The sequence below is a fragment of the Paludibacterium yongneupense DSM 18731 genome, from assembly GCF_000422925.1.
GTDB classification, from domain to species: Bacteria; Pseudomonadota; Gammaproteobacteria; order Burkholderiales; family Chromobacteriaceae; genus Paludibacterium; species Paludibacterium yongneupense.
Genome location: NZ_KE383961.1, coordinates 83,185 through 109,845, shown reverse-complemented (window position 1 = coordinate 109,845; position 26,661 = coordinate 83,185). Strand labels below are relative to the sequence as shown.

Sequence of the window (26,661 nt, the reverse complement as noted above, 5' to 3'; positions counted from 1 at the left end):
AGCATGCTGGAATCGTCTGAGTCACATGAATACGCCGTTCGATGGGGTACCCACCCCGCAACGCTACTGGGCTATCGCCACGGTGGCTCTTACAATCAGTCTTTCCGTTCTTGACGGTGCGATCGCCAATGTGGCTCTGCCTGTCATCGCTCGCGACCTCAATGCCAGCCCGGCATCGTCGATCTGGGTGGTCAATGCCTATCAGTTGGCGATCACGGTGTCTTTGCTGGCTCTGGCTTCGCTCGGTGATCAGTTCGGTTACCGCCGCGTCTATCAAACGGGTCTTGCCGTGTTCAGCCTGACCTCGCTGTTCTGTGCGCTGTCGCACAGCCTGCCCATGCTGACGTTGGCACGGGCGGCACAGGGCTTCGGCGCGGCGGGCATCATGAGCGTGAATACGGCGCTGATCAGAGTGATCTATCCGAGGAAGCATCTGGCGCGCGGGATGGCGCTCAATGCGCTTATCGTGGCTCTGTCGTCGGCGGCCGGCCCGACCGTCGCCGCCGGCATTCTGGCGGTTGCGCCCTGGCAGTATCTGTTTGCCATCAATCTCCCGGTCGGCATCGTCGCCTTTGCCATCGGCATCAAGGCGCTGCCGGCTAACCCGGTTCCGTCCGTCGGCCGTTTTGACGTGCCGAGCGCCATCCTCAATGCCCTGACTTTCGGTGCCTTGATCATTTGCATCGATGGTTTCGGCCATGAAGGCAACCGGATGCCGCTGCTGTTGCTTCTCCTGTTCGCGCTGGCGGTGGGGTTTGTCTTCGTGCGGCGGCAGATGACCTTGAGCGCGCCACTCTTGCCGCTCGATCTGCTGCGTATTCCCGTATTTGCCTTGTCGATAGCGACGTCCATGTGTTCGTTCTGTGCGCAGATGCTGGCGATGGTTGCCTTGCCGTTTTATCTGCAGGAAACGCTTGGGCGCAGTGCATCCATAACGGGTTTGCTGCTCACGCCATGGCCGCTGGCCATCATGGTGGTGGCGCCTGTCGCCGGCCGCCTGGTCGAGCGTAACTATTCACCGGGACTGCTCGGCGGGGTCGGCTTGTCGGTGTTTGCACTGGGACTGTTGCTGCTGGCAAGTTTGCCGGCCGGACCCGGCAATCTCGATATCGCATGGCGGATGGGGGTCTGTGGTATCGGGTTCGGGTTTTTCCAGTCGCCAAACAATTTCGCCATGTTGTCTGCGGCGCCGCCGAACCGCAGTGGCGGCGCCAGTGGCATGCTGGGGACCGCGCGCTTGCTTGGACAGACATCGGGTGCATCGCTGGTCGCCCTGATGTTTGGTCTGTTTCCTGCCAGCGGTACGCGTTACAGTCTTCTGCTGGCTGCCGTTTTTGCGCTGGGTGCCGCCGGTGTGAGTTGTCTGAGGCTCGGACGACGGGCATCGGGGTCAGGCGATGTCCATCCTGCCCCCGACTTGCGCTAGCCCGCTTGCGTTCAGAAGCAGACCTTGATGCCCGCACCGATGGCGGTGAGGGTGTTGCCGGCGGCGAGTGCCGCCGAGGTCGTCCCGTTGCCGCTGCTGTAGAGTCCGTCAACACCGAAGTTGGCATTTTGCAGCGTATTGTTCTGCAGGCGGGTGTAGTAGGCCAGCAACTGGGTCTGCTTGCTCAGATTGTAGGTTCCGCCAAGTATCCACTGCTTGGCCGCCCATTGCTCGGGTGTGCCTGTCGTTGCATTACTCAGCTTTCCCAGTTTGTGATAGGCCGCTTTCAGCGTGGCGGCGCCGAAGTCCTGCGTCAACGCGATCGTCCAGTCGCTCTGTTTCATGTCAGACGAGCCGGTGGCCGAGCCGTAGCTGCCATATTCGTAGTCGCCGATCAGGGCGGTGTTGGTGACGAAGCGGTAGGCAGCTGCCACTTTATAGAAGCTGCGGTTTTTGCCGGCGTAAGCGGTGTTGAAGCTGCCGGTGCCGAGTTTGGCGGCGGTATCGTTCGTCCGGTCGAAGCCTGCGGCCACTTTCAAGCCGCCGTGGGTGTATAGCGCGGCGGCGGTATAGCGTGCGCGGTTGGTCTGTGCCTGATTGGTGTCGCTGGCACGCGTTTCGTCGGCGCCCCAGGACAGCCCGACTTGCAGGCCGCCCACTACCGGGGTGGTGTAATGTACCGAGTTGGCCAGGCGTGTGTCGCCGCGGTTGCCGATCGTGGAGTTGTTGTTGGCACTGATATCGGCGGTGGTATCGGCCATCACGTTCTGGCCGATCGCGATCGTGGTCAGACGGCGGTAGGATGAATCATGGTTGCCGAGCTGAATCGTGCCGTAGCGCGAATTGTCGAGTCCGACGAAGGTGTTGCGGGTCGCAAACACGGCCGAGGTCCCGGTGTCGGTGGTGCCGCCCTGCTCGAAGTTGCGCAGGGCCGATTCGACTTGCCAGATGGCGCGCGTGCCGTTACCGAGATCTTCGTTGCCCTTGATGCCGATACGCGAGTTCTGGTCCTCGACGCGCAGGCGCGCCCCCATTTCATTGCTTGCGCTGCCATTGCCGGTGGCCTTGACCGATTCGACGCTTGCGCTCATGAAACCATAAAGGGTGACGTCGGCTTGGGCCAGCGGGGAGAGGCCGATGGCCGTTATGGCGGCGGCGATCATTCGTTTTTTCATTTGGAGCTCCAGGGGTGGCGTGAAAAGTCGGCCGCAGGGTGCGTTCCGGCTGAGTGATGCATATGCTTGAGTTGAGCTATTTTTTCATTAATCGATCATGTTTTCGCAAAAAAACGATCTTTACCACGCTTCTGTATGTAATTATTTGTTCGAAGTGATTTTATTTTGAATGCATGCGTGCGCTTTTTGATTGAAATCAACAAGCGATGTCGAGAGCGAAAATGAATGGGATCGCAAGGGGGAGAGGCCTGTTGAGCCGGCGCAGGGGGTAACCTATGATGTCAGGATAAATATGGACGCAAACCGTAGGTACTTCCCCCCATGCCGTCCTGTCAGGATTGTCGATGAAGAAAAGCGAATTGCCCGCCGGCCTTGCCACTGCCTTTGATCCGCAGGCGCTGCAGCCGGTCAATCAGCAGGTTTATCTGGTCTTGAGACGGGCCATCGTCCGGTGTGTGTTGCTGCCTGGCATTCTGTTGTCCGAGAAGGATGTGTCGTCACTGTTCGGTGTCTCGCGGCAGCCGGTGCGCGAGGCGCTGATCAAGCTGGGAGAGGCTGGGCTGGTTCGGGTCCTGCCGCAGCGGGGGTCCTATGTCAGCAAAGTGTCGCTGCGGCAGATAAGAGAGGGGCGCTTCATCCGCGACGCGGTTGAGACCGCCATCGTGCGCAAGGCGGCCGAACTGGTCCAGCCACGGCAGATGGCCGCACTGGAGTTGAATATTCAGCAGCAGGAGAGGGCGGTCGCGCAGCGCGACTTCGCCGGCTTTCTCGATCTGGACGATGTCTTTCATGCCACGCTGGCAGCGGCGGTCGACTGCCCGCGGGCTTGGCAGTTTCTGGAGAACATCAAGTCGCATATGGATCGTGTGCGTTATCTGACCCTGGGCGATATTTCTTCGCTTGATGTGTTGCTGCGCCAGCATGCCGGGGTGCTGGCCGCGCTGCGCTTGCGCGATGCGGAGGCGGCCGCCGCCGCGATGCATGTGCATTTGCGCGAGCTGCAAACGACGCTGGAGCAGGTCAGCCGCTTGCATCCCGACTGGTTCGAGCTGTAGGCCGGCTGTCCCAGTGCGCTTACAGCGACGGGCAGTGGCGCTGCCGTATGCTCAATGCGATCTGGTGCGCCGCATCGCGCACCAGAGTCTGCATGCCGAACACCAGTGAGTCGGTATCGCCGCTTGCCGGTTGTGACAGGCGCCGCTGGCAGCTCCAATGTGCATCGCCATCGCTGACCGTCCATTCGAATTGCGCATCCACTCCTACGCCCGGACGGGCATCGAACTGCCGCAACGCGCTTGCGACGCGCAGCGCTGGAAGCGTGCCGTTTCCCGCTGGCAGTTCGGTCGCGAGGCCGTAGGCCAGCGCGGCTTGCAACTCCATGTCGAACGATGTCGTCCAGCGCGCCGTCTCGACGACATCAAGCCGCGTCGCGCTTCGGCGCAGGACCAGTTGCGGGCGCTGCAGGCCTTCTGGAACCCTGGGCGTCGCCAACTCGATCTGGCGTATCGGCCCGCTCTGTCCTGCGCCGGGCGGCGTCAGCGTGTAGTAGCGGATGGGAGCCGAGGCGCAGCCCGCGACGGCAAGTGCTGCCGCGATGACGAGTCGTCGTGCAATCATGGTTTTTCCTCCTGTTTGCCGCGAATCAGCGCCTCTGGATGGCGTTCCAGGTAATCGGTCAGAACCCGTAGCGAAACCGCGGCCCGCGACAGGTCCTGCAAGGTGCGCCGCGCGTCCTGCTGCAGTGGCGCATCGCCTGAGAGCAGACGGTTGGCGTTGGCGAGTGTGCTGCGCGCGTCCTTCATCGCCGCCACCATTTGCGGCGCCACATCGTCGTTAAGGTGACCGACCAGGGTTTCGGACCGTTTGAGCGTGGCATCGAGCGAATTCAGTGTGGTATGCAGATCGCGCCCTATCTTGTCGAACGGCACCTTGGACAGTTTGCTGGTGATATCGGCCAACTGCACCTGGATTTCATCCAGGCTATTGGGAATGGTGGGCAACTCGATCGGCACCCGGCTTTCATCCAGTTTGACCGGCGGCGCTTTCGGGAAAAAGTCGATGGCGACGTAGAGCTGGCCGGTCAACAGGTTGCCGGTGCGCAACTGCGCGCGCAGGCCGCGCGCGACCAGAGCCATGAAATGCTGGCGTTTGAGGCTCTCGCTCTCATGACTCTGGGCGTCGTGGAAGCGACTGCCCAGACGGTCGGGGTAGAGCTGTATCACGACCGGCATCCGGAACTCCTGCCGCTTGGCGTCGTAGTCTACGCCCAGCGACAGGACTTGGCCGATGACGACGCCGCGGAAGTCGACCGGGGCGCCTGGCACCAGGCCGCGCAGCGATTGCGAAAAATTGAGCACGGCGACCGCGGCGCTGCCGTCGGGCGCTTTCAAGGCGCTGTCCTGGTCCGCGGCCAGGGCGAAATCGGTGTTCTCGAGCGCGGGCGGGGTGCTGCCCTGATCTTCCGGGGTCTGGAATGCGATTCCGCCCAGCATGACGGTCGCCAGGGCCTGAGTGTTGAGTCTGACCCCGTTGGAATCGACCTTGAGGTCGAAACCGCTGGCATGCCAGAAGCGGGTATTGCCGTCGACAAAGCGATCGTAGGGTGCATTGATGAACGCGTGCAGCGTGACGCCCTTGCCATTTTCATCCAGGTTATAGCCAACTACCTGTCCGACCCTGACGCGGCGGTAGTAGACCGGCGAACCGATATCGAGCGAGCCGAGATCGCTGGCATGCAAAACGAACTGGCGACCCGAGCGGTCCCGGGTCACGCTGGGCGGCGTCTCCAGTCCGGTGAACTCGGTCTTGCGCAGGGTGGAATGTCCTGCGTCGACGCCGATATAGGCCCCGGAGAACAAGGTATTGAGCCCGGAGACTCCGCCGACGTCTATTCGGGGGCGAACCACCCAGAAGCGGGAGTCCGCGGCGGCGAACTGTTCGGCTTCGCGCGCGAGCTGGACCGTGACCAGGACCTTGCGGCTGTCCTGGCTGAGTGCAATACGCTGAACCGTGCCGATGTCGACGTCCTTGAATTTGACGCGGGTCTTGCCGGCTTCAAGTCCCTCGGCGCTCAGAAAGCTCAGCGTGATCTCGGGGCCGCGCGACAGGATCGCATGTGCGGCGAGCGACAGACCGACCGCCGCGGCGATCAGCGGGATGAGCCAGACCAGGCCGGGCAGCCAGCGCCGCGGAGGAGTGCGTTGCGGCTCTGGCAGGGTGTCGGGGATGGTCGAGAGGTGATTTTCGCTCATGGTGGTGTCGGGTCTCCAGTATCCCATATCAGGCGCGGGTCGAAACTCTGCGCGGCGAGCATGGTCAGAACAACCACCGCTCCGAAGGAGAGCGCCCCGGGGCCGGCGGTGATGGTTGCCAGCGACTGCAGTTGCACCAGTCCGGCAAGCAGTGTGACAACAAAGATATCGAGCATCGACCAGCGGCCAACCGCTTCTACCAGTCGGTACAGGCACGCCCGCTGACGCCGTCGCCAGCGGGTCTTGAACTGGGCGCAGACAAGCAGCAAAAGCAGTGCCACCAGCTTCAGCAGCGGCACCAGAAAGCTGGCGATGAATACGATGGCCGCCAGCGACCATGATCCGGTGACCCAGAAGTAGACGATGCCGCTCATGATGGTATCGCTCTGTTCGCCGAGCAGGCCGCGCGTCACCATCACCGGCAGCAGATTGGCCGGAATATAAAGTATGCAGGCGGCGAGCAGATAGGCCCAGGTCCGTGCGATCGAATCGGGCTTGCGCGCATGCAGCTTGCAGCCGCAGCGCGAACAGCGCGCGTGCGGCGGGGCTGCGCTCCATACCGCGCCACAATGATGGCAGTGTACCAGCCCGATGTCCCGGGCTCGGGGCGGACGTTCTGTCGTGCTCATGCCTGAATTCCGTCGGTCCAGTGTTCCTGAGGGCCGCTGGACAGGACGCAGGCCAGCAGGACCGTAAGGGCGCCGTAAGCCCACAAGCCGACGCCGGGATCGATCTCGGCCATGTGCGACAGTTTGACCACGGCGACCAGAATGCCGAGCAGTAGCACCTCGACCATGACCCAGGGTCTGACCATGGACATCAGGCGGCTGATGAGAGCGAACACCCGGGGGTGCCGGTTCTGCGAATTCGGCCATAGCAGGACCATATGCGCGGCCAGCAGGGTGAGCGGAAAAAGAATGGCGGTGCAGAAGACGGCCGCGCTGATTGGCAGCATGCCTTGCCGGTACAGCGACAGCACCGCCTGCCACAGCGTGGTGGCGTTGCTCACGCCCTGGATTTCCATCGTGACGATGGGGCTGAGGTTGGCTATCACGAAAACGACAAGCCCGGCCAGCGTCAGCGGAAGCTGGCGCGCGCGCCGCGCCGACGAGGTGCCGCGGTCGAGGCGGGCGCCGCAGCGCGGGCATGTCGCCGCTTCGCCCGGACGCAAGTCGGGCTTGCGGTAAACGGAGTCGCATTCGTCGCAGACGATCAGGCCGTGGACCAGGTGCATGGGGCGTCGCCATATCGGTCTGAATGACCTTGAAATGCAGATGATAGAGGCAATTGTCGTGGAATTCAAACAGGCTTGCCGGCATAAGCCGGTCTATTCGGGTATGGTGGGCGCTATCTGGTAGAATCATGGCCCACCGTGGCGCAGCGGCGGCGTGAACCCGCCTGCTTCGCGGTCGGGCGGGCAGTGCGGGGGGATGGTCTGGGTGTCGCTTCCTGTGGATAATAAACGCTTGAAACAAAATGGTAAGTGCAGATGGGTAATCGCGATTTGAAAAACTCTTCCCGCTCCTCGTCGCGTCCGCGCTCGGGCGGCTCCAGTCGCAGCAGTGGAGGCGGAATGCTGGCCGGGTTGGTGATTGGCCTGATCGTCGGGGTGGCCGTCGTTGTCGGGGTGGTGATGTACCTCAGTAAATCGTCGACGCCTTTCACCAATATGGAAAAAACCGCACGCAAGCCGAGCGCGTCCGCCTCTGAGTCGCCGACCGAAATGCTTGCGCCGGGAACCAGCATCGCCAGCGCTCCCCGTGCCGAAGCCGTTCCCCCGGCGGCCCCCGCTCCCGCGGCTCCCGCCGCCGATGCCGCCACGCCGCCGTCGGCGGCTGTGTCTGCGCCGGCGCCGCAGGCAGCGTCGCAGCCCGGTCGGCAGCCAGCGCCGCATGCGGGCAAGCCCGTCGACGGGAAAAATGGCCAGCGTTTCGATTTCTACAAGATACTGCCTGGGCAGGTCGATCCGGTGCCCTCGACAGATAGTTCTAATCAGGCTGAACCTTCTGCCGCCAGCGTGTCCAAAAAAGCGTGGTTGCAGCTGGGGGCCTTCCAGAATCAGGACGATGCCGATAATCTGAAAGCGAAGCTGGCTCTGCTCGGCATCGAAGCCAAGATCCAGTCGCTCACCATCCAGGGCAAGGGCATGGTTCACCGCGTTCGCGTCGGGCCGCTGCTGCGGCAGGAAGATGTCGATCGCCTGCGCCTCCAGCTGCGACAGAACGGCATCAACGCCGTCGTCGTCAAGATCGATAACTGAACAGGAAGAAGCTGATGAAAAAGTGGTTGCTAGCTGTTTTGATGCTGCTGAGCGGGTTCGCCAATGCCGCGATCGTGCAGGGCAAGGATTACACGCTGATGAATCCGGCCCAGCCGGTGGCCAATCCGAAAAGAGTCGAGGTGATCGAGTTCTTTTCTTATACCTGCATCCATTGCTATCACCTGGATGAAGGCATGACCGCCTGGGCTGAGCGCAAGCCGGCCGATGTCGATTTCAAGCGCGTGCAGATCATCTGGCAGCAGCCGATGGAAGGGTTGGCCCGGTTCTTTGCCGCGATGAATGCGATGCATCTGGCCGCCAGGCTCAACCATCCCGCCTTTGTGGCCGTGATGGATCAACACGTGAACCTTGGCGACGAAGCGACGCTGGCCAACTGGCTGAAGAGCCAGAAAGGCGTGAACGTGGCATCCTTCATGCAGGTGTACAAGTCCTTTGCCGTGAATGCCGAGGTGGCGCGTGCCGCGCAGATGACGCGCAGCTATAACATCCAGGGTACGCCGACCATCATCGTTGCCGGAAAGTATGTCTTGCAGCCGGCCGAACCGGCACGCCTGCTCGAGGTGCTGAACGAAGTGGTGGCCAAGGCGCGCAAGGAAATACACTGAATTTGGCCCCTGCCTGAAAAAAACCTTGACGAACCCTTTGTCGGGCTATATTATGAGCCTCTCTAACGGACGCGGGGTGGAGCAGTCTGGTAGCTCGTCGGGCTCATAACCCGAAGGTCGTAGGTTCAAATCCTGCCCCCGCAACCAGCGCATTCGTTAAAAAGCCTGATTTCATCACGAAATCGGGCTTTTTTCATATCCGCGCCCCTATCCTGGGGGGCTATCTTCTCGTTCTGTTCGGCCGTCCATACTGAACGAATGACATCGACTCACGCCAGTTGAACCAATGGTGGCTGGACCGTGTCGCATAAGCGCCGGCCTCGTCCATCGGAATAAGGGATGAAGAGGTCGGTGCGAATGAATGAATCAGCTGCCTGAGCCTGGCCGAAATCGCAGGCGCCATGCCCTCCTTCCGCTCTTGTTCCTCGTCGTTCCCCTTGTATTTTCAATGGTTTGGCCGCATATTGGCAGTGTAGTTATATGTCTATTGAATGCGGATCGCGCCGGAAGGGTGCGTTCTCCCGCCTCCAATCGCCGCCCTTTCCGTCCTGACGCGTTGCCGCGTGTTCAACCGCCGCACCGGGCAATACCTTCCTTCGTGTCAAGCGCGCCTCAACCGGCGCGACACCACCGCGCTTTATGGCTCCGCACCCTCATGCTCGAACTCATAAAGATCGGCTCTCTTCAGACCGTACGCATCGAGCACAGGAGTCCACTATGGTCAAAAGGCCGCAACGTAGTCATCGCGATATCGGATCTGCCCGACACATCAGCGCGCATGCGCCCGGCACCCTGCTTCCCGCCACTGTCGGCGCGCTCGCGCCAGGGCACGAGCCCTTTTCCATTGTCTGCTACCGATCGCCGCGTTCGGGGACGACATTCCCGCGCTCCTTGCGCGCGGCAGCGACGGTCTCTGGCGCTGGCGCCGAACTGTCCCGCATCGGCGTGATTGGCAATTCCCTGCCACGCCATTGTGGCATCGCGACTTTTACATCGGATCTGCAGCTGGCGCTGGCACAATCGCGGCCGGGGCTCGATACGCAGATCATTGCCATGACCGACCATGCCCATCACTACGACTACCCGGAGACGGTCCGTCTGGAGATCAACGACGATTGCCTGGCGGACTATATCGTGGCCGCCGAGCATCTGAACGAAGCGGGGCTGGATGTCGTGTCGCTGCAGCATGAATTCGGGATCTTCGGTGGTGCGGCCGGCGAATATATCCTGGCCTTGATGGAGCGGCTCGAAATGCCGATCGTGAGCACCCTGCATACGGTGCTGGCCGACCCGACCCCGATTCAGCGTTCCGTCATGGACCGCCTCATTGCCGCTTCGGCGCGCATCGTGGTGATGGCGGAAAAGGGACGGCATCTGCTGCGTTCGGTCTACGCGGTGCCCGATGCGAAAATTCAGGTGATCGCGCATGGCATTCCCGACGTTGCCTTTATCGAGCCCGACCGTGCAAAAGCGAAGCTAGGCTATGGCGGAAGAACCGTCATTCTGACTTTTGGCCTGCTTTCCCCGAACAAGGGTATCGAAGTCATGATCGAAGCGATGCCGGTCATTGTCGCCGGTTGTCCCGATGCCGTGTACGTGGTTCTGGGGGCGACCCACCCCAATCTGTTGCTGGAGCAGGGCGAATCCTATCGTGCGTCCCTTCAGGCGCGCGCTAGCGAACTGGGTGTCGAAGACCATGTCGTGTTCCTCGACCGCTTCGTCGATCAGCCGACCTTGCTCGATTTCATCGCCATGTGCGATCTCTATGTGACGCCCTATCTGACCGAGGCGCAGATGACATCAGGCACGCTGGCGTATAGCTTCGGTTCGGGCAAGGCCGTGGTGTCCACGCCGTATTGGCATGCGCAGGAGCTGTTGGCGGACGGGCACGGTGTTCTCGTTCCTTTTGGCGACGTCGCCGCCATCGGTACGGCAATCGGACGCCTGCTGAGCGACGAGCCGCGCCGCTTGGCCATGCGCTTGCGCGCGTATGCCAGCAGCCGCTGCATGACCTGGGAGCGTACGGCACAGCAGTATCTTGCCGTTTTCGAGCAGGTGGGGCGCGAGCATCGGGCGGCCGTTCTCCGGACAGGCGAGTCGGCGCCGGTTGACGCGGGCGTGCTCCCCGAAGTCGAACTCGGCTATTTTTTGTCGATGTGCGACGACACCGGTCTTTTTCAGCATGCGATCCACTCGGTTCCGGATCGCAGCCATGGCTATTGCGTCGATGACAATGCCCGCGCCCTGCTGGTGGCGTGCGCCTTGAATCAGGCCGGGGCCACGCCGCTGCCGGACGTTCTGGTCGCGCGGCTGGCCGCCTTTGTCCAGCATGCCTGGAATCCGGATACGCGCCGTTTTCGTAATTTCATGGGTTTCGATCGGCGCTGGCTGGAGGATCGTGGCTCGGAAGACAGCCATGGCCGTACCCTGTGGGCGCTGGGCGTGTGCGCGCGCGACGATGTCAGCGCATCCCGTCGCCGTTGGGCGGCGGCGTTGATGCGTGAAGCGTTGCCACCGGTGGAAGGGTTCACCTCGCCGCGCGCCTGGGCGCTGACATTGCTTGGCCTGGACGCATACTGCGCGACGGCTCCGGCCGATGCGGCGGCGCAAGGCATGCAGCGTCTGCTGGCCGACCGGCTGCTCGCCCTGCTGGCCTTTGCCGAGATGCCGGATTGGGTGTGGTTCGAGGACGGGCTGTCATATGACAATGCCCGCTTGCCGCAAGCGCTGATTGCCACCGGTTTGCGCCTTTCCCACCCCGCGTATGTGGATGCCGGTCTGCGCACCTTGAGCTGGCTGATAAAAATGCAGACCGCCAGCGCCGGTTTCTTTCGTCCGGTCGGCTCGGACACTTTCGGCGACAAGAGGATGCTGCCCAAGCCCTTCGATCAACAGCCGCTGGAAGCCGCTGCGACGATATCGGCCTGCCTGGCCGCCAAGCGCGCTAGGCATCACAGCGACTGGACGGTGGCGGCCGGGCAGGCCTTTGCCTGGTTCCTCGGCGGCAACGATCTGGCCGTGCCTCTGGTCGATCTTGACAACGGTAGTTGTCGCGACGGTTTGCATGCCGATCGGCCGAACGAAAATCGCGGCGGCGAGTCGGTCGTTTCCTATCTGCTCGCCTTGCTGGAAATGCGCATGGCCTCGCGTCCCGTGCGCCGGCGCCAGTCTTTGCGTTAATCGTCCTGCGTCCAGAGCCGGGAGGCCATCGTGTCAAAACATCCTCTGTTGCAGCACCAGCCCTTGTCCCTGCGTCCCGATCCGGCGCGGGTCATCGTGCGTTCCTTCAAATTGGCACCGGAACCCAGGGAGTTGCAGGCCACCGATATCAACCGTGCCAACCATATTGTCGAGCATGTATTGGCACTTGCCGCCGACGCTGCCGAGCGGCAATTGGCCGAGGTGCTCGAGAATTTTCAGGGGCGGCATCGCAATTTACTGGAAACATTCGAGGCGCGCGCGCACGAGATGGAGGATACCTTCACCGCACACACCGTCTTTACTTCGGTACAGCGTCAACTGATCGGTGCGTATTTCCTGCACGAATACTCGTTTGAAGCTGCGGCGCTGTTCAATCCGAGCATCGTTCCCGACCCCGATCAGTCCGGGGTGGGGGAGGGGGGGCTGCGCTTTGTGCTGAGCCTGCGTGCGGTCGGGGAGGGGCATGTCTCATCTCTGACCTTTCGATCCGGCACCGTTTCGGCCGCGGGCGACATCTCGATCGAGCCTACGCCGCGGCTGGCCTCCATCCCCTATGTGAGCAAGCGGGTGGCCGACCCCCTGGGGGAGGAAGTCGATGTGATGTTCCGGCCGGAAGAGGCGATCAGCGAGCGCGTCCTGTTTCCGGTGACGGCGGCGCAGTCGAACGGGATCGAGGATGCGCGTTTCGTCGCTTTCGAGGACGGCGAGGGCGAGACGACCTACTATGCGACCTATACCGCTTACAGCGGCAAGGCGATTCGATCCGAATTGATCGAAACCCGGGATTTTGTCTCTTTCCATATGCGGCCGCTGAGTGGCCGCGCCGCACAGAACAAGGGAATGGCGCTTTTCCCGCGCAAGATCGATGGCCATTACGCGATGATAGGCCGCCAGGATAACGAGAATCTCTACCTGTTGTATTCGGACGATCTGCATGTATGGGAGGATGGGCAGGCGATCATGCGGCCGGAGTTTCCCTGGGAGTTCGTGCAAATCGGCAACTGCGGTTCGCCCATCGAGCTGCACGAAGGCTGGCTGCTGTTCACTCATGGCGTGGGGCCGGTGCGCAAATACTCGATCGGTGCCGTGCTGCTCGACAAGCACGATCCGTCCAAGGTGATTGCGCGTTCGCATGAGCCGCTGGTGCGGCCCGAGCCCTCGCTGCGGGAGGGCTACGTTCCGAATGTGGTCTATACCTGCGGCGCGATGCGGCACCGCGACATGATCGTTCTGCCTTACGCCGTTTCGGATACTTTCTGTCACTTCGCGACCATCAAGATCGACGCGTTGTTGCATCATCTCTACGGCTGAAAGGCCGTAGGTGTGAAAAAGCCCGGTTTCGCAATGAAACCGGGCTTTTCGTCCCTGGCGCGAGCCGCTTGTTCGGCTCAGATGCGACGGGCGAGCTCGGCGGCCTTGCCGGTGTAGGCGGCCGGAGTCAGCTCCAGCAGGCGGGTCTTTTCGTGTTCCGGGATTTCCAGATTGCGGATGAACGCCGCCAGCGTATCGCGTGTGATCCCATCCTTGCCGCGCGTCAGTTCCTTCAATTGCTCGTACGGATTGGCAATCGCATAGCGGCGCATGACGGTCTGGATCGGCTCGGCCAGCAGTTCCCAGCTGTGGCCGAGGTCGTCCGCCAGCGCGGCCGGGTTGGCCTGCAGCTTGTTCAGGCCTTTGAGGCCCGCCTTGAGGCCGAGCAGGGTGTAGCCGAAGGCGACCCCCATATTGCGCAGCACGGTGGAGTCGGTCAGATCGCGCTGCCAGCGGGACAACGGGAGTTTCTCGGCCAGGTGGGCCAGCATGGCATTGGCCATGCCGAGGTTGCCTTCCGAGTTTTCGAAATCGATGGGGTTGACCTTGTGCGGCATGGTCGAACTGCCGACTTCGTTCTTGTTTACCCGCTGCTTGAAGTAGCCGAGCGAGATGTATCCCCATACGTCGCGGTTCAGATCGATGAGGATGGTATTGGCACGGATCATGGTCTGGAACAGCTCGGCCATGTAGTCGTGCGGTTCGATCTGGATGGTATAGGGGTTGAAGCTCAGGCCGAGGCCGGCGACGAAGCGGCTGCACACGCTTTCCCAATCCACTTCGGGATAGGCGACCAGGTGAGCGTTGTAGTTGCCGACCGCGCCGTTGATCTTGCCAAGCAGCTCCTGGCGGACCAGTTGTTCGTGCTGGCGCTTGAGGCGGTACACAACGTTGGCCAGTTCTTTGCCCAGCGTCGACGGAGTCGCCGGCTGGCCGTGGGTGCGGCTCATCATCGCCACGTCCGCCAGTTCGTGCGCCAGCTGCGTAAGGCGGGCAGCAACCTCGTCCAGCGTCGGCAGCAGCACGGTATTGCGCGCGGTTTTCAGCATCAGCGCGTGCGACAGGTTGTTGATGTCTTCCGAGGTGCAGGCGAAGTGGATGAACTCGCTGGCGGCCATGACTTCGGGATTGCCCGAGAGCCGTTCTTTCAACCAGTATTCGATCGCCTTGACGTCGTGGTTGGTACGCGCTTCGATCGCCTTGACCTCGGTTGCGTGTTCGACGCTGAAGTTGGCGATGATGTCGTCGATTTCCCGGATCGTTGCATCCGAAAACGCCTTGACTTCGCCGATGGCCGGCTCTGCCGCAAGCATCTTGAGCCATTCCAGCTCGACGCGGATGCGGGCTTTCATCAAGCCGTATTCGGAGAATATGTTTCGCAGCGCTTCAACCTGGGCGGAATAGCGACCGTCCAGCGGGCTGAGTGCGGTCAAGGTAGACAGAGTCATGACGGATTGCTTCCAAACGAATGCCGATCTACGGCGGTTACAAAATAGGCTGGGCGGCCGTTGTCACATGCCGGGCATCATGCCCTTCATGCCGCGCATCATTTTCATCATCCCGCCCTTGGAGAACTGTTTCATCATCTTTTGCGTTTGCTCGAACTGGGTCAGCAATTTATTCACTTCTTGCACCGTCACGCCGGCACCGGCGGCGATACGTCGTTTGCGGCTGGCCTTGAGAATCTCGGGCTTGCGACGTTCCTGCGGCGTCATCGAGTTGATGATTGCCTCCAGCCGGCGCATGGTTTTCTCCGCTTCATCGCCTTTTATGCCTTTGGCGGCTTCGGCCATCTGCCCCGGCATTTTTTCCAGCAAGCTGGCCATGCCGCCCATATTGCGCATCTGCAGGATCTGCGCCTTGAAATCTTCCAGATCGAAGCCCTTGCCCGCCTTGAGCTTCTTGGCCATGCGCGCGGCTTCGTCCTGATCGATGCCCTTCTGTACGTCTTCGATCAGCGACAGGACGTCGCCCATGCCGAGAATGCGGCTGGCCATGCGATCCGGATGGAACGGCTCGAGCCCGTTCAGCTTCTCGCCGGTACCGATGAACTTGATCGGCTTGCCGGTGACGTGGCGCACCGAAAGCGCCGCGCCGCCGCGCGAGTCGCCGTCCATCTTGGTCAGGACGACGCCGGTGAGCGGCAGGGTCTCGTTGAATGCCTGAGCCGTGTTGACCGCATCCTGCCCCTGCATGGCATCGACCACGAACAGGGTTTCCACCGGATTGAGCGCGGCATGCAGCGACTTGATCTCCTGCATCATCGCGTCGTCGATGGCGAGTCGACCCGCGGTATCGACCATCAGTACGTCGAAGAAGTGCCGGCGCGCGTAGTCCAGCGCCGCTTCGGCGATCACCAGCGGCTTCTGGCTGCCGTCGGACGGGAACCACTCGACCCCGACCTGTTCCGCCAGAAGCTTCAACTGCTCGATGGCGGCAGGGCGGTATACGTCGGCGGAAACGACCAGAACTTTTTTCTTCTGGGTTTCTTTCAGGCGCTTGGCCAGCTTGCCGACGGTCGTGGTCTTGCCCGCGCCCTGCAGGCCAGCCATCAGTACGATGGCCGGCGGCACTGCGGCCAGATTGAGTGCGTCGTTCTGGGCCCCCATCAGCCGCGTCAGTTCGTCGTTGACCACGCCGACCAGTGCCTGGCCCGGAGTCAGGCTGCCGATGACTTCCTGCCCCAGTGCGCGTTCCTTCACCTGGGCGATGAAGGTCTTGACGACAGGCAGTGCCACGTCGGCTTCCAGCAATGCCATGCGCACCTCGCGCATCGCGTCCTGTATATTGGTTTCGCTCAGACGCGCCTGACCGCGCAGCGTCTTGATGACGCCGGACAGGCGGTTGGTAAGGTTATCAAGCATTTGCCGTCCTTCTGCCTGCCAACAATGAGCAGGTTGGTGTAGACTTTCAAACTATCCATTTTACACGACACGCCGGGCGCGCGCCCGCCAACGAACAGCAAAAATATTCGATGAACGGTTTTCTTCCCCTGCTGACCCTCGTGCTGATTCTGGCCTATGGGGTACTTTCGAGGCATGTACTGCTGCATTGGCAGGACGAGTCGGCCTCTACGCGCAATCTGCGCCGCGAGTACCTGTTGCTCGGCGGCCTGTTGCTGTTGCATGCCCTGGCCGTGCTGGCGCCGTTCGCGCAGGGCGCGGTCCTGTCCGTTGGCGTCGGACGGGTGCTGGCGCTGGTGGTGTGGCTGATGTTGGTGATCTACTGGACATGCAGTTTTTTCTACCGACTCGATGGTTTGCAGCTGTTCATGATGCCGCTGGCCATGCTCAGTCTGGCTTTTGCCCAGTTCTTTCCCGGCGATCACATCCTGCATGATCCAGGCAGCCCGGCGCTGGTGTTGCATATTCTGGTGTCGGTGCTGGCCTACAGCCTGTTTGCGATTGCGGTGCTGATCGCCTTGTTGATGCTGGCGCTGGAACGCGCGCTGCACGACAAGCGCGGCTCGACGCTGGTGCGGCGCCTGCCTCCGTTGCTGTCGCTTGAAAAAATGATGTTCCAGGTGATCGCCGTCGGTTTCTCTCTGCTGAGTGTCAGCCTGGTCAGCGGATCCGTCTTTTCCGAAGAGTTGTTCGGCAAGCCGGCCATGTTCACGCACAAGACCGTGTTTGGCGTGATGTCGTGGCTGTTGTTCGGCCTGTTGCTGCTCGGCCGCCGTCTGCGCGGCTGGCGCGGCCGGGTGGCCATACGCTGGACGCTGGCCGGCTTCGCGGCCTTGATGCTTGCCTATATCGGTAGCAAGATAGTGCTCGAATTGATACTGCATCGCCCCTGACGCCGGCTGCGCCTGCGGCTGGCGGCCGCGGGGGGGCGACATGAAAGCGCTGTTTTTCCTTCTCTTGCTGCTGTTCTCGATGCCCACTCTGGCGGCGGTCGATCTCAATGCGGCTTCGCAGCGGGAGCTGCAGTCGGTCAAGGGAATAGGCCCGGCCAGGGCGCGCGCCATCGTGGAGTACCGCTTGCGGCATGGCCCGTTCAGGACACTGGACGAGTTGCGCCAGGTGCCGGGTTTCGGGCCGCGTACTGTCGAGCGCCTGCGTCGAGAGTTGACGCCGGGGCCGCTGATGTTTCCAGCGCCGCGTTGAGCGTTGCTCCGCGTTTGCTTGCCGTTTCTCCACCGGAGCCCCGATATGTCCAGCCCTGAACGCGGTTCCTGCTGCCTGCTCTGGTTTCGCCGCGATCTCCGGCTGACCGATAATCCCGCCTTGCTGGCGGCCTGTCGCCGCTACGAGCGGGTTGTTCCCGTCTACATCGACTCGTCCGAGGAAGAAGGCGATTCGGCTCCGGGCGCTGCCAGCCGCTGGTGGCTGCATCATGCGCTGTCGGCCCTGGACGAGAGCTTGCGCGCACGAGCGAGCGGCTTGCTCGTGCTTCGCGGTCCGGCGCGGCAAACGCTGCTCGATCTGTGTCGCGACGTAGCAGCCACTGCCGTGTACTGGAATCGCTTGTATGACCCGGATATCGTGGCACGTGACCGGCACGTGCAATCCAGACTGGCTGCTGCCGGGGTCGAGGTCGCGAGTTTCAATGCCAGCCTGCTGCACGAACCCGGGGTCATCGCAACGGGCAAGGGGGAGCCGTACCGGTTGTTCACGCCATTCTGGAAGGCCTGCCGCGCAGCGACGGCGCCTGCCTTGCCCGAAGCCGCTCCCGACATGCTCCCGGCCTTTGTCGCCGGAACACATGTCGATGTTCTCGATTTGCTGCCGCACCGGGGCTGGGATGCAGGGTTCGCTCAGCGCTGGCGTCCGGGCGAGGCGGGGGCGCTTCGGGCGTTGAGCGATTTTCTGGCCTGCGGGCTTGCCGACTATTCCGTTTTGCGCGATTACCCTGTGCGCTCGGGTACGTCGCGCCTGTCGCCTTACCTGCACTTTGGTGAAATCGGTCCCCGGCAGGTGTTGCAAGCGTGCCGCGCTGCGCCTGGCGGGTCCGGCGCAGAAGCGTTCGAGCGTCAACTGTACTGGCGCGAGTTCGCCCATCATCTGCTAGTCCATTTTCCGCATACCGCACGCGAGGCCCTGGATGCGCGCTTTGCCGCCTTCCCCTGGCGTGACGACGACGGCGATCTCGCTGCCTGGCAATGCGGGGCAACCGGTATTCCGATCGTCGACGCCGGGATGAGGGAGCTGTGGCAAAGCGGCTGGATGCATAACCGTGTGCGTATGCTCGTGGCGTCCGTGCTGACCAAGAGTCTGCTGCTGCCGTGGCAGGCGGGAGCGGACTGGTTTCGCGAGACGCTGCTCGACGCGGATCTGGCGTGCAATACTCTGGGCTGGCAGTGGACCGCCGGTTGCGGCGCCGATGCCGCGCCGTATTTTCGCGTGTTCAATCCGGTGCTGCAGGGGGAGCGCTTTGATGCAGACGGTGATTATGTGCGGCAGTGGCTGCCCGAGTTGGCCGCGCTGCCCGCTGCTTACCTGCATCGCCCCTGGGAGGCCCCCGCTGCCGTACTGGACGAGGCCGGTATCGTGCTCGGCCGCGACTACCCGTTGCCACGAGTCGATTTGAAGTTCGGCCGCGAGCGCGCTCTGGCGGCATGGGTCCGCTTCCGAGCGTGCTGATCCCGCCGTGGCGCGTGCGCTACGGCGTTTCGTGTTTCTTCCGTTTTCGCCGCAATGGCAGGCCCTCTTGCTTATTGTCCTTGTCCTATCCCATCTGAAAACTTAATTTTCTCGTTGTTTCTAATATTTATTTCCATGTTTTTATTTGTAAGAGATATATGTCAATTTGTGGTTTATTTGATACATGTTGTTTTTGTTTGCGATGCCATTAAAAACAATATCTTATAAATACCATCAATATCATTGCTGTTGTTTATAATCGGCGCGCAACCGCGCAGCTTTGTCGCGACAAAACTCGATCGCTATATTCGCTTCCATCTCACGTAAATGCCGTGGGAATGCACTTCATGTCCGTTTTTTGGCTTGGAGGCCGGTAACCCGGTTTTATAAAGGAAGATAGCGATGGGTAAAAAAATTATCGTGGCCGCCATGATGGCGTGTCCGCTGTTCGCTCTGGCTGATGTCGTTCTCTACGGGCAGCTCAAAGCGGGTGTGCAAAGCGACATGCTCAGCAATGGCGAGAAGCAGGGGCGGGTCGAGGATTACACTTCCATCGTCGGCTTCAAGGGCGAGGAGGGGCTTGGCGACGGTTTGAAAGCCATCTGGCAGGTCGAAAACAGGGTTCATGCCGATGGCAAGGACAGCGAGGGGTTCGCGACGCGGCAGACATTTGTCGGCTTGAAGAGCGCCAGCATGGGGAGCGTGCGCGTCGGCTACCTGGACTCGGCTCTGAATGATATGGGGCAGGTCGATCCATGGTCCTACTCCACCTCGTTGCAGAGCCGTTACGACAGGGCTGGGGGCGCCGCCCCCAATACCATGTCATTCGGGGCAAACGGTCTCGGCATTTTTACGCGTACCGCGCAGAGGCTGAAAAACGCCATCCGCTACGACTCGCCGGAGCTCGCCGGTTTCAGCGCTAACGTGACGTACGGTTTTGGAGAGAACAAGACCGCGACAGGCAGGGCGTCGGATGTGGTCGCGCTGGGGGCCGCTTACCGCCACGGTGTGTTTTTCGGCCGTTACGGATACATGCGAGAGGCGAATCCCGGCGAGGCGGCCAATAGCGTTTCCCGTGTTGCCAATGTCCACCGCATCGAGGCCGGATACGACGATTCGGGCTTGCTGGTGGTGGCAGGCCTCCAGCGCGGCCTCGGTTACGACTGGAGCGACGGCCTGTCCGGCTCGAAGTCCGGAGTGCGCCTGATCGGCGATCAGACTTACTCTGCTTCGCAGCGCGATCTTCGGACGCGCGAAGCGGCGCTGACTGCCAGCTATGCCATCGGGGCGTTCCGGCCGAAGCTGTCACTTGCGCGCGGCTGGAATCAGGAAGACCGCTTCGCCGGTCGCCTGACCGAGAGCGGCTATCGCCAGCTTGTCGCCGGCGTCGACTACCAGCTATCCCGGCGCACCACGGTGGGGGTGAGTGCGGGAGTGATCCGCTTCGACAAGAACGCCTCTGTCGCCACGGCCGATGCGGCGGACGAAGGAAAAAACACGACGCTGAGAACTTTGGCGCTCGGACTCAGTCATAACTTCTGAACGCCATTCATTGGTCCTTGAAAACGGGGCTGCTGCGGCAGCCCCGTTCCGTTCATGCCGCGTTTCTCTCGGGATATCGTCCGATCAGGGGGCCTTCCTCGGGTCGCCGTGTGTTGTTTTTATGCCAAAAATAGCTATGTTAAGACTCGTTATTTAGCGTAATTACAACAATTGATCTGTCAAATGTTGTTGTGTTGCATCACCGCAACGCGGCGATTTCGTAATAATTCCTTTGTTTTCATTGTGTTATCGGTATTGCGGTAAAGACTCATTCACTCATAGTGTCTCTTTTTTAACTATCCATTTTGTAATTTCGCAACAACCGTCCTATAGTCGGGGTCATAAACCACAGGTGATCGTGGTTAGAACAGTCCGCGCCGACCATTGACGGCGATCGCGGACGCCTCATTTTTCGAAAGGAATGACACGATGAACAAAACACTGATCGCCTCCGCACTGCTGGCGCTTCCGATGGCCGCCATGGCCGATGTGACCATCTACGGCACCCTGAACGCCGGCCTGCAAAACGACAACACGACCAAGGGCAGCTCGCAGTCCCGTGTCGATGACTACACTTCCATCCTGGGTTTCAAGGGTAACGAAAACCTGGGCAACGGCCTGTCCAGCATCTGGCAAGTCGAAAGCCGCCTGCATATGGACGGCACAGGATCCGATACCTTCGCTTCGCGCGAGAGTTTCGTCGGTCTGCAAAGCAACACCCTCGGCAAGATCCGCCTGGGTAACGTGAACAACTCGCTGGAAGACCTGGGCACGGTTGACCAATGGAACTACAACGACAGCGGCATCAAGGCGCGTCATACGGCGACCAGCACCGCCTCCGTGGATAACACCCTGTCCAGCGGCGCCAACGGTCTGGGCGTGTTCACCCGTACCGGCCAGCGTCTGAAGAATTCGGTACGCTACGACAGCCCGACGCTGTATGGCTTCGATGGCAATATCGGTTATGGTTTCGGCGAGAACAAGACCAGCAGCGGCGATGCATCCAACATCAGCGAACTGGGCCTGAACTACAGCAACCACAACTTCTTCGGTCACTACGCTTATCAGCACGAAAGCAACCCGGGTCAGACCTCGTCCGGCGCAACCTCGAACAATGCCGCTGCGCATGTTCATCGCCTTGAAGTCGGCTACAACGACGACAAGCTGTTTGCCGCCGTCGGCTACCAGGCCGCGACGGGCTACGACTGGGAAGACGGCTTCTCCGGCGACAGCAGCAGCATCGTGGTGAACGGCAATGCGGTCAACGCGGCAGCGCGTCAGTTGAAGACGCGCGAAGCGGCCGTGACCGTGGCTTACACCTACGGCAGCTTCCGTCCGAAACTGTCTTATGCCAAGGGCTGGGACCAAAAGGACAACCTGTCCGGCACCATCAACAACAGCGGCTATCGCCAATACGTAGCGGGCGTGGATTACCTGCTGTCCAAGCGCACCACCGTCGGCGTGTCTTACGGCAACATCAAGTTCGGCGCGAACTCGACTGCGGCGACTGCCGACAGCTCGGGCAATACGTCGGATACCACGATCCGCACCGTTGGCGTCAGCATGACCCACTCGTTCTAAGCATTGGCGACGGATTCATCCGCCAGTTGAAAGGGCTGCCTCGGCAGCCCTTTTTCATGGGCTCGCCACCGCCTCTGGCCAGGCGTGTCGCACAAGGCTATGGTTTTCCCTGGCTCTGGCTTTCGGGGCGGGGAGACGAGATGGAAGCACCGGCTGTCCGTTTTTTGCGCCAGGTCGTCCAGCAGGCGGTGGAGCGGCAGGCGTCCGATCTGCATCTCGAACCCCTGGCCGACGGCTATCGCGTCCGCTGTCGTATCGACGGCGTGCTGCACCCGCTTCCGGCGCCCGCCGCATCGCTGGCCGTGGGCGTCATCACCCGAGTGAAAGTGCTCGCCGGTCTCGACATCGCGGAAAGGCGGATACCGCAAGACGGGCGCATGCGATTGAGCCGGGGCGACGGGCAAGTGCTGGACGTCAGGGTCAGCACCCTGCCGACCCTGTATGGCGAGAGCGTGGCCTTGCGACTGCAAGGGACGAGCTCGGAAATGCTCGACGTGTCCCGGCTCGGGCTGGAACCGGCGCAACGCGATACGCTGCTGGCGGCGATCCGCCGCCGCAGCGGCCTCGTGCTGGTGACCGGGCCGACCGGGAGCGGCAAGACCGTAACGCTCTACAGCCTGCTGCAAGTGTTGAACGCACCGGAGCGAAAAATCGCGACGGTGGAAGATCCGGTCGAAATTCCGCTTCCCGGCGTGGCCCAGGTTGCCGTCAACGACAAGGCGGGATTGAGCTTCGCCGTTGCCTTGCGCGCGTTTCTGCGCCAGGACCCCGATGTGATGATGGTCGGCGAGATCCGCGATCTGGAGACGGCGGATATCGCGATCAAGGCTGCGCATACCGGACACCTCGTCCTGGCGACCCTGCATACGCGGGATGCACCGGGCAGCCTGGCCAGGTTGCTCGATATGGGGGTCGCTCCGTTCAGTCTGGTCGGGACGCTGTCGCTGGTGGTCGCGCAACGCCTGTTGCGGCGGCTGTGTCCGCACTGCCGCCGCCGCGAGATGCCGCCCTCCGGCGTCGGAGGCGGGACGTTCATCGCCGTGGGGTGCTCGCTCTGTCATGGAACCGGCTATTGCGGGCGGGTCGGTGTTTTCGAGTTGATGCCGATGTCCTGGAATCTGGGCCGGCTCGTCATGTCCGGTTCCGCGGTGGACGAACTGGCCGCCCAGGCCCGTCGGGAAGGCATGCTCGATCTGGCGGACGCGGCGCGCGAAAAAGTCAGACAGGGTGTGACGTCGCAGGCGGAAGCCATGGCAGCACTGTAGCAGGAGGGCGGATGATGGCGGGGGAGCGGTTCTGGCGCTGGCGCTCGCGGGATGGCCGCGGTGGCGAGCTACGCGCATCAAGCGCGGCGGTGGCGCGAGCCCGCTTGAAGGGGCAGGGCATCGCGATCGTTGAGCTGGTGCGCGTCATTCCCGCCGCGCCGAGGCTCGGGCGGCGCGAGCTGGTGCAGGTCACGCGCGAACTGGCCACGCTATTGCGGGCCGGGGTCTCACTGCTGGCCGCTTTCGATATCGTGGCCCGTGGGAGGCGCAAGCCGGGGGCCGTGCGCTTGTTCGATGCGATTCGCGAGGATCTGCTGGCCGGTTTGCCGCTGGCACGCGCCCTGTCCCGCCACCCGCATCAGTTTGATGCCGTCTACTGCCAGATGATAGCGGCGGGTGAGGCCGGGGGGCTGCTCGATCACATGCTCGCCCGTTTGGCGCGGCGGCTGGAACAGGTGCAGGCTGTGCGCGCCAGGCTGTGGGCTGCCGCCTTGTACCCGACCTTGACCCTGCTGGTCGCCGTGGGAATGAGCGCGGTCATACTTTTATATGCGGTGCCCGCGTTCACGGATCTGTACGCGAGTTTCGGTGCCCGCCTGCCTGCACCCACGCGCCTTGCGCTGCGCGTCTCCGACTGCTTGCTGCATGTCGGCTGGCTGCTGCCGGCCTTCGTTCTTGGAGCGGCTACGGGGTGGCCCGTCCTTCTGCGACGCAGCGCGGTTTTGCGCCTGTGGCGCGATCGTGTCATTCTTCGCGTGCCGCTGCTCGGACCGGTGCTGGCGGTGACGGCTCAGGCCGATCTCGCCCGCACCTTGTCCGCTCTGCTGGGAGCCGGGGTGTCGCTGGACGTCGCGCTGGGGTGTGCCGCCGCCGCGTGTGGCAACGCGGTTTTTGCGCGGGCGGGGGGGGCGATGGTGGACGAGGTGTCCCATGGCAGGGCTCTGCACGAGGCCATGCGCTCGAGCGGTGTTTTCGCTCCTGTGTTCGTGCAGCTGACCGTTGTCGGTGAAGAGTCGGGGACGCTGGAGGGCATGCTCGAAACCGTGGCCGACCACTTCGACGAGGAAGCGGGCATCGCGCTGGCGACCTTGACGCGACTGTTGGAGCCGGCGCTGATGGCTGTGTTGGGAGGCGTGCTTGGCGCGCTGGTGCTGGCATTGTATTTGCCGGTTTTCGAGATCGGACAGGTGGTGAACTGAATGGAAATCGCAGCGCTGGCGCTCTCTATGCCGTTGCGGCTGTTGCTGGCCGCCGTGCTCGGTCTCATGGCGGGCAGTTTCCTCAACGTGGTCGTGTATCGCCTGCCGCGCATGGGGGAGGCGAATGCGCGCTACAACCTTGCGTGGCCGCCTTCGCATTGCCCGCAGTGTCGCGAGCGCCTGCGAGCGTGGCAGATTGTTCCCGTGCTGAGCTTCTTGCTGCTGCGCGGCCGTTGCGCCTATTGCGGCGTTGCCATTTCCTGGCGTTATCCGTTGATCGAGCTGTTGGCTGCCCTGGCTTTCGTCGTTGTCGCCTGGCGCGCGCCCATGCCGCTAGAACTGTGCGCCGGCTGGATCTTGAGCGCCGTACTGCTGGCCCTGGCGGCGATAGACTGGCGCGAGCAGGTGCTGCCCGATGCGCTGACGCTGCCACTGCTGTGGGCGGGGCTGCTGCTGAATCCTTTTCTCGCGCGGGTGCCGCTATACGAGGCGGTGACCGGGGCGGCGGCCGGGTATGCGGTCCTGTGGCTCGTGTACTGGGGCTTCCGCCTCGCGACCGGGCGCGAGGGGCTGGGATATGGCGATTTCAAATTGCTGGCGGCGCTTGGCGCCTGGCTGGGCTGGCACGCCTTGCCACTCGTCATCCTGCTGTCGTCGATGGCGGGGGTCGTGGTCGGCGGCCTGCTCATGGTGCGTTCGCAGCTGAAATTGGGGCAGCCGATGCCCTTTGGCCCTTTTCTTGCTGTGGCCGGGTGGTTGGCCTGGGTGTGGGGCGATGCAATAATGTCGTGGTACTGGTATGGATAGCGAGTCGACAATGAAGGCGAAAATCCCGAAACTGGTCGGCCTGACCGGCGGTATCGGTTCGGGCAAGAGCGCCGTAGCCGAGTGTTTTGCCGATCTCGGCGTGCCGGTCGTTGACACCGACGTGATTGCGCATGAGCTGACCGCGGGCGGCGGTGCGGCGATGCCTGCTATTGTCGATGCGTTCGGCGAGTCGGTGCGTGGCGCCGACGGCGCCCTGGACCGCGCCGTGATGCGCGCGCTGGTGTTCGGCGATCCCGCTTGTCGCCAGCGGCTGGAGGCGATCTTGCACCCGATGATCGAGCATGAGAGCCTGCGCCGGGTGGCGGCAGCGAATGCGCCCTATGTGATGCTGGCGGTGCCACTGCTGTTCGAAAGCGGCGGCTACCTGCCCTTGCTCTGGCGCAGCCTCGTGGTCGATTGTCGGGAGGAGCTCCAGATCGAGCGCGTCATGCGTCGCAGCGGGCTGGACGAAGCGGCGGTGCGCGCCATCATGGCGGCACAGTGCACGCGCGAGCAAAGAAACGCGCGCGCGGATGATATTATCGATAATAACGGAACAATTAGCGCGATGAGACTTCAAGTTGAGCGGAAACATCGTTATTATCATGCAATCCTCGATAAGTCGGGGTGTCTGTCTTGAATCAAAGCCACCGAAGAAGGGGCGCCGTGCTGTGATCAGCTTCGAATTTCCTGTCACCGAACGAACCCGGATACTGCTCCGCCTGGAGCAGCTCTACGCACGCCTGGCTTTTTTCATCGAGAGGGAAGACCGTTTCGAGCACCATGCTGCCTTGCAGGTGTTGTTCGAATTGCTCGAGACCGCATCGCGCGCCGATTTGAAAGCCGACCTGCTGCAGGAGCTGGAGAGGCAGAAGCAGATACTCGAGGCGCTGCGGGATAACCCCAATGTGGCGGAAGATACCCTGGAAGGGGTGCTGGACGATATCGAGGAAACGGCCACCGGCTTGCTGTCACTGACCGGCAAGTTTGGCCAGCATCTTCGCGAGAACGAGTGGCTGATGGCGATCAAGCAGCGCACCGTGATTCCGGGCGGGACCTGTCAGTTCGATCTGCCGTCTTATCACTTGTGGCAGCAGAAAACGTCGGAGGAACGCCGCGTCGACCTGATGCGCTGGGCGGCTCCGTTGATGCCGACGTCGGCGGCAACGCGAATTCTGCTGCAGATGCTGCGCGATAGCGGCAAGACCCACCACTATGTAGCGCGCAATGGCGCTTTTCAGCAGATGTCGGGCGGCAAGGTGGTTCAGCTGATTCGCGTCGGCTACGATGAGAGCCTGAACGTTCTACCGGAGCTGTCGGCGAACAAATATGCACTGAACATCCGCTTTATCAATGCGGTCACTGGCGAGTCGCGACCGCGCCAGACCGAGGCCGATGTCGATTTTTCCCTTACGCACTGCAAATTCTGATTCCC

23 protein-coding genes and 1 tRNA gene are annotated in these 26,661 nt (G+C 62.0%); 17 read left to right on the top strand and 7 right to left on the bottom strand.

Annotated elements, in window-relative coordinates:
- Positions 1–25: 25 nt before the first annotated feature.
- Positions 26–1,426 (top strand): MFS transporter, encoded by a 1,401-nt coding sequence (locus G520_RS0119880; RefSeq protein ID WP_028537183.1) that lies wholly within the window; start codon positions 26–28, stop codon positions 1,424–1,426.
- An 11-nt stretch (positions 1,427–1,437) separates the two neighbouring features.
- On the opposite strand, the gene G520_RS0119875 is transcribed toward G520_RS0119880, so the two are convergent.
- On the bottom strand, positions 1,438–2,601 hold the full coding sequence (locus G520_RS0119875) for a porin (protein ID WP_028537182.1): 1,164 nt from the start codon (positions 2,599–2,601) through the stop codon (positions 1,438–1,440).
- Positions 2,602–2,945: 344 nt separating this feature from the next.
- On the opposite strand from G520_RS0119875, the gene G520_RS0119870 reads away from it, so the two are divergent.
- Complete coding sequence (locus tag G520_RS0119870) at positions 2,946–3,656, top strand: GntR family transcriptional regulator (protein ID WP_051229542.1); 711 nt, start codon at positions 2,946–2,948, stop codon at positions 3,654–3,656.
- A gap of 19 nt (positions 3,657–3,675) precedes the next feature.
- Here G520_RS0119870 and G520_RS23600 read toward each other — a convergent pair whose 3' ends face one another.
- Genes G520_RS23600 through G520_RS23590 form a run of 4 tightly spaced genes read right to left on the bottom strand, consistent with a single transcriptional unit; the run spans position 3,676 to position 7,086 of the window.
- Entirely contained in the window at positions 3,676–4,218 is a 543-nt protein-coding gene (locus tag G520_RS23600) for a PqiC family protein (RefSeq protein ID WP_036666646.1), read from the bottom strand.
- Positions 4,215–5,852, bottom strand: a complete 1,638-nt coding sequence (locus G520_RS0119860) for a PqiB family protein (protein WP_036666645.1) — start codon at positions 5,850–5,852, stop codon at positions 4,215–4,217. Before G520_RS0119860 ends, G520_RS23600 begins: the two co-directional genes overlap by 4 nt.
- Complete coding sequence (locus tag G520_RS23595) at positions 5,849–6,481, bottom strand: paraquat-inducible protein A (protein WP_051229541.1); 633 nt, start codon at positions 6,479–6,481, stop codon at positions 5,849–5,851. The genes G520_RS0119860 and G520_RS23595 overlap by 4 nt, the downstream gene beginning before the upstream one ends.
- Positions 6,478–7,086, bottom strand: a complete 609-nt coding sequence (locus tag G520_RS23590; protein WP_036666643.1) for a paraquat-inducible protein A — start codon at positions 7,084–7,086, stop codon at positions 6,478–6,480. Before G520_RS23590 ends, G520_RS23595 begins: the two co-directional genes overlap by 4 nt.
- A 255-nt stretch (positions 7,087–7,341) precedes the next feature.
- Between G520_RS23590 and G520_RS0119845 the strand changes: the two genes are divergently transcribed.
- From G520_RS0119845 to G520_RS0119825, 5 genes are all read left to right on the top strand, one after another.
- On the top strand, positions 7,342–8,112 hold the full coding sequence (locus G520_RS0119845; RefSeq protein WP_028537179.1) for an SPOR domain-containing protein: 771 nt from the start codon (positions 7,342–7,344) through the stop codon (positions 8,110–8,112).
- A 14-nt stretch (positions 8,113–8,126) separates the two neighbouring features.
- Positions 8,127–8,738: a thiol:disulfide interchange protein DsbA/DsbL gene (locus G520_RS0119840; RefSeq protein WP_028537178.1), complete on the top strand. Its 612-nt coding sequence runs from the start codon at positions 8,127–8,129 to the stop codon at positions 8,736–8,738.
- Between the two features lie 70 nt (positions 8,739–8,808).
- Positions 8,809–8,885: transfer RNA gene (locus tag G520_RS0119835), tRNA-Met, on the top strand.
- Positions 8,886–9,455: 570 nt separating this feature from the next.
- A complete protein-coding gene (locus tag G520_RS0119830; protein WP_084637724.1) occupies positions 9,456–11,918 on the top strand; it encodes a glycosyltransferase family 4 protein in 2,463 nt (820 codons plus the stop codon).
- Positions 11,919–11,948: 30 nt separating this feature from the next.
- Complete coding sequence (locus G520_RS0119825; RefSeq protein ID WP_028537176.1) at positions 11,949–13,250, top strand: glycoside hydrolase family 130 protein; 1,302 nt, start codon at positions 11,949–11,951, stop codon at positions 13,248–13,250.
- 77 nt (positions 13,251–13,327) lie between these two features.
- On the opposite strand, the gene purB is transcribed toward G520_RS0119825, so the two are convergent.
- Positions 13,328–14,698 carry an adenylosuccinate lyase gene (gene purB, locus G520_RS0119820; RefSeq protein ID WP_028537175.1) on the bottom strand — a complete coding sequence of 457 codons (1,371 nt, stop codon included), beginning with the start codon at positions 14,696–14,698 and terminating at the stop codon, positions 13,328–13,330.
- A gap of 63 nt (positions 14,699–14,761) precedes the next feature.
- Positions 14,762–16,114, bottom strand: coding sequence for a signal recognition particle protein (gene ffh, locus G520_RS0119815; RefSeq protein ID WP_028537174.1), 1,353 nt, complete (start codon positions 16,112–16,114; stop codon positions 14,762–14,764).
- 110 nt (positions 16,115–16,224) lie between these two features.
- On the opposite strand from ffh, the gene G520_RS0119810 reads away from it, so the two are divergent.
- From G520_RS0119810 to zapD, 10 genes are all read left to right on the top strand, one after another.
- Complete coding sequence (locus tag G520_RS0119810; protein WP_028537173.1) at positions 16,225–17,046, top strand: cytochrome C assembly family protein; 822 nt, start codon at positions 16,225–16,227, stop codon at positions 17,044–17,046.
- Between the two features lie 40 nt (positions 17,047–17,086).
- On the top strand, positions 17,087–17,356 hold the full coding sequence (locus G520_RS23585) for a ComEA family DNA-binding protein (RefSeq protein WP_036666642.1): 270 nt from the start codon (positions 17,087–17,089) through the stop codon (positions 17,354–17,356).
- 45 nt (positions 17,357–17,401) lie between these two features.
- On the top strand, positions 17,402–18,832 hold the full coding sequence (locus G520_RS0119800; protein WP_028537172.1) for a cryptochrome/photolyase family protein: 1,431 nt from the start codon (positions 17,402–17,404) through the stop codon (positions 18,830–18,832).
- A gap of 402 nt (positions 18,833–19,234) precedes the next feature.
- Positions 19,235–20,374 (top strand): porin, encoded by a 1,140-nt coding sequence (locus tag G520_RS0119795; protein WP_028537171.1) that lies wholly within the window; start codon positions 19,235–19,237, stop codon positions 20,372–20,374.
- A 429-nt stretch (positions 20,375–20,803) separates the two neighbouring features.
- Complete coding sequence (locus tag G520_RS0119790) at positions 20,804–21,955, top strand: porin (RefSeq protein WP_028537170.1); 1,152 nt, start codon at positions 20,804–20,806, stop codon at positions 21,953–21,955.
- A 140-nt stretch (positions 21,956–22,095) separates the two neighbouring features.
- Complete coding sequence (locus G520_RS23580; RefSeq protein WP_051229540.1) at positions 22,096–23,220, top strand: GspE/PulE family protein; 1,125 nt, start codon at positions 22,096–22,098, stop codon at positions 23,218–23,220.
- Positions 23,221–23,231: 11 nt separating this feature from the next.
- On the top strand, positions 23,232–24,419 hold the full coding sequence (locus tag G520_RS0119780; protein WP_028537169.1) for a type II secretion system F family protein: 1,188 nt from the start codon (positions 23,232–23,234) through the stop codon (positions 24,417–24,419).
- Positions 24,420–25,226 (top strand): prepilin peptidase, encoded by an 807-nt coding sequence (locus tag G520_RS0119775; RefSeq protein ID WP_028537168.1) that lies wholly within the window; start codon positions 24,420–24,422, stop codon positions 25,224–25,226.
- A 10-nt stretch (positions 25,227–25,236) separates the two neighbouring features.
- Positions 25,237–25,866, top strand: coding sequence for a dephospho-CoA kinase (gene coaE, locus G520_RS0119770; RefSeq protein WP_028537167.1), 630 nt, complete (start codon positions 25,237–25,239; stop codon positions 25,864–25,866).
- Positions 25,867–25,897: 31 nt separating this feature from the next.
- Complete coding sequence (zapD, locus tag G520_RS0119765; protein ID WP_028537166.1) at positions 25,898–26,656, top strand: cell division protein ZapD; 759 nt, start codon at positions 25,898–25,900, stop codon at positions 26,654–26,656.
- The last annotated feature ends 5 nt before the right edge of the window (positions 26,657–26,661 follow it).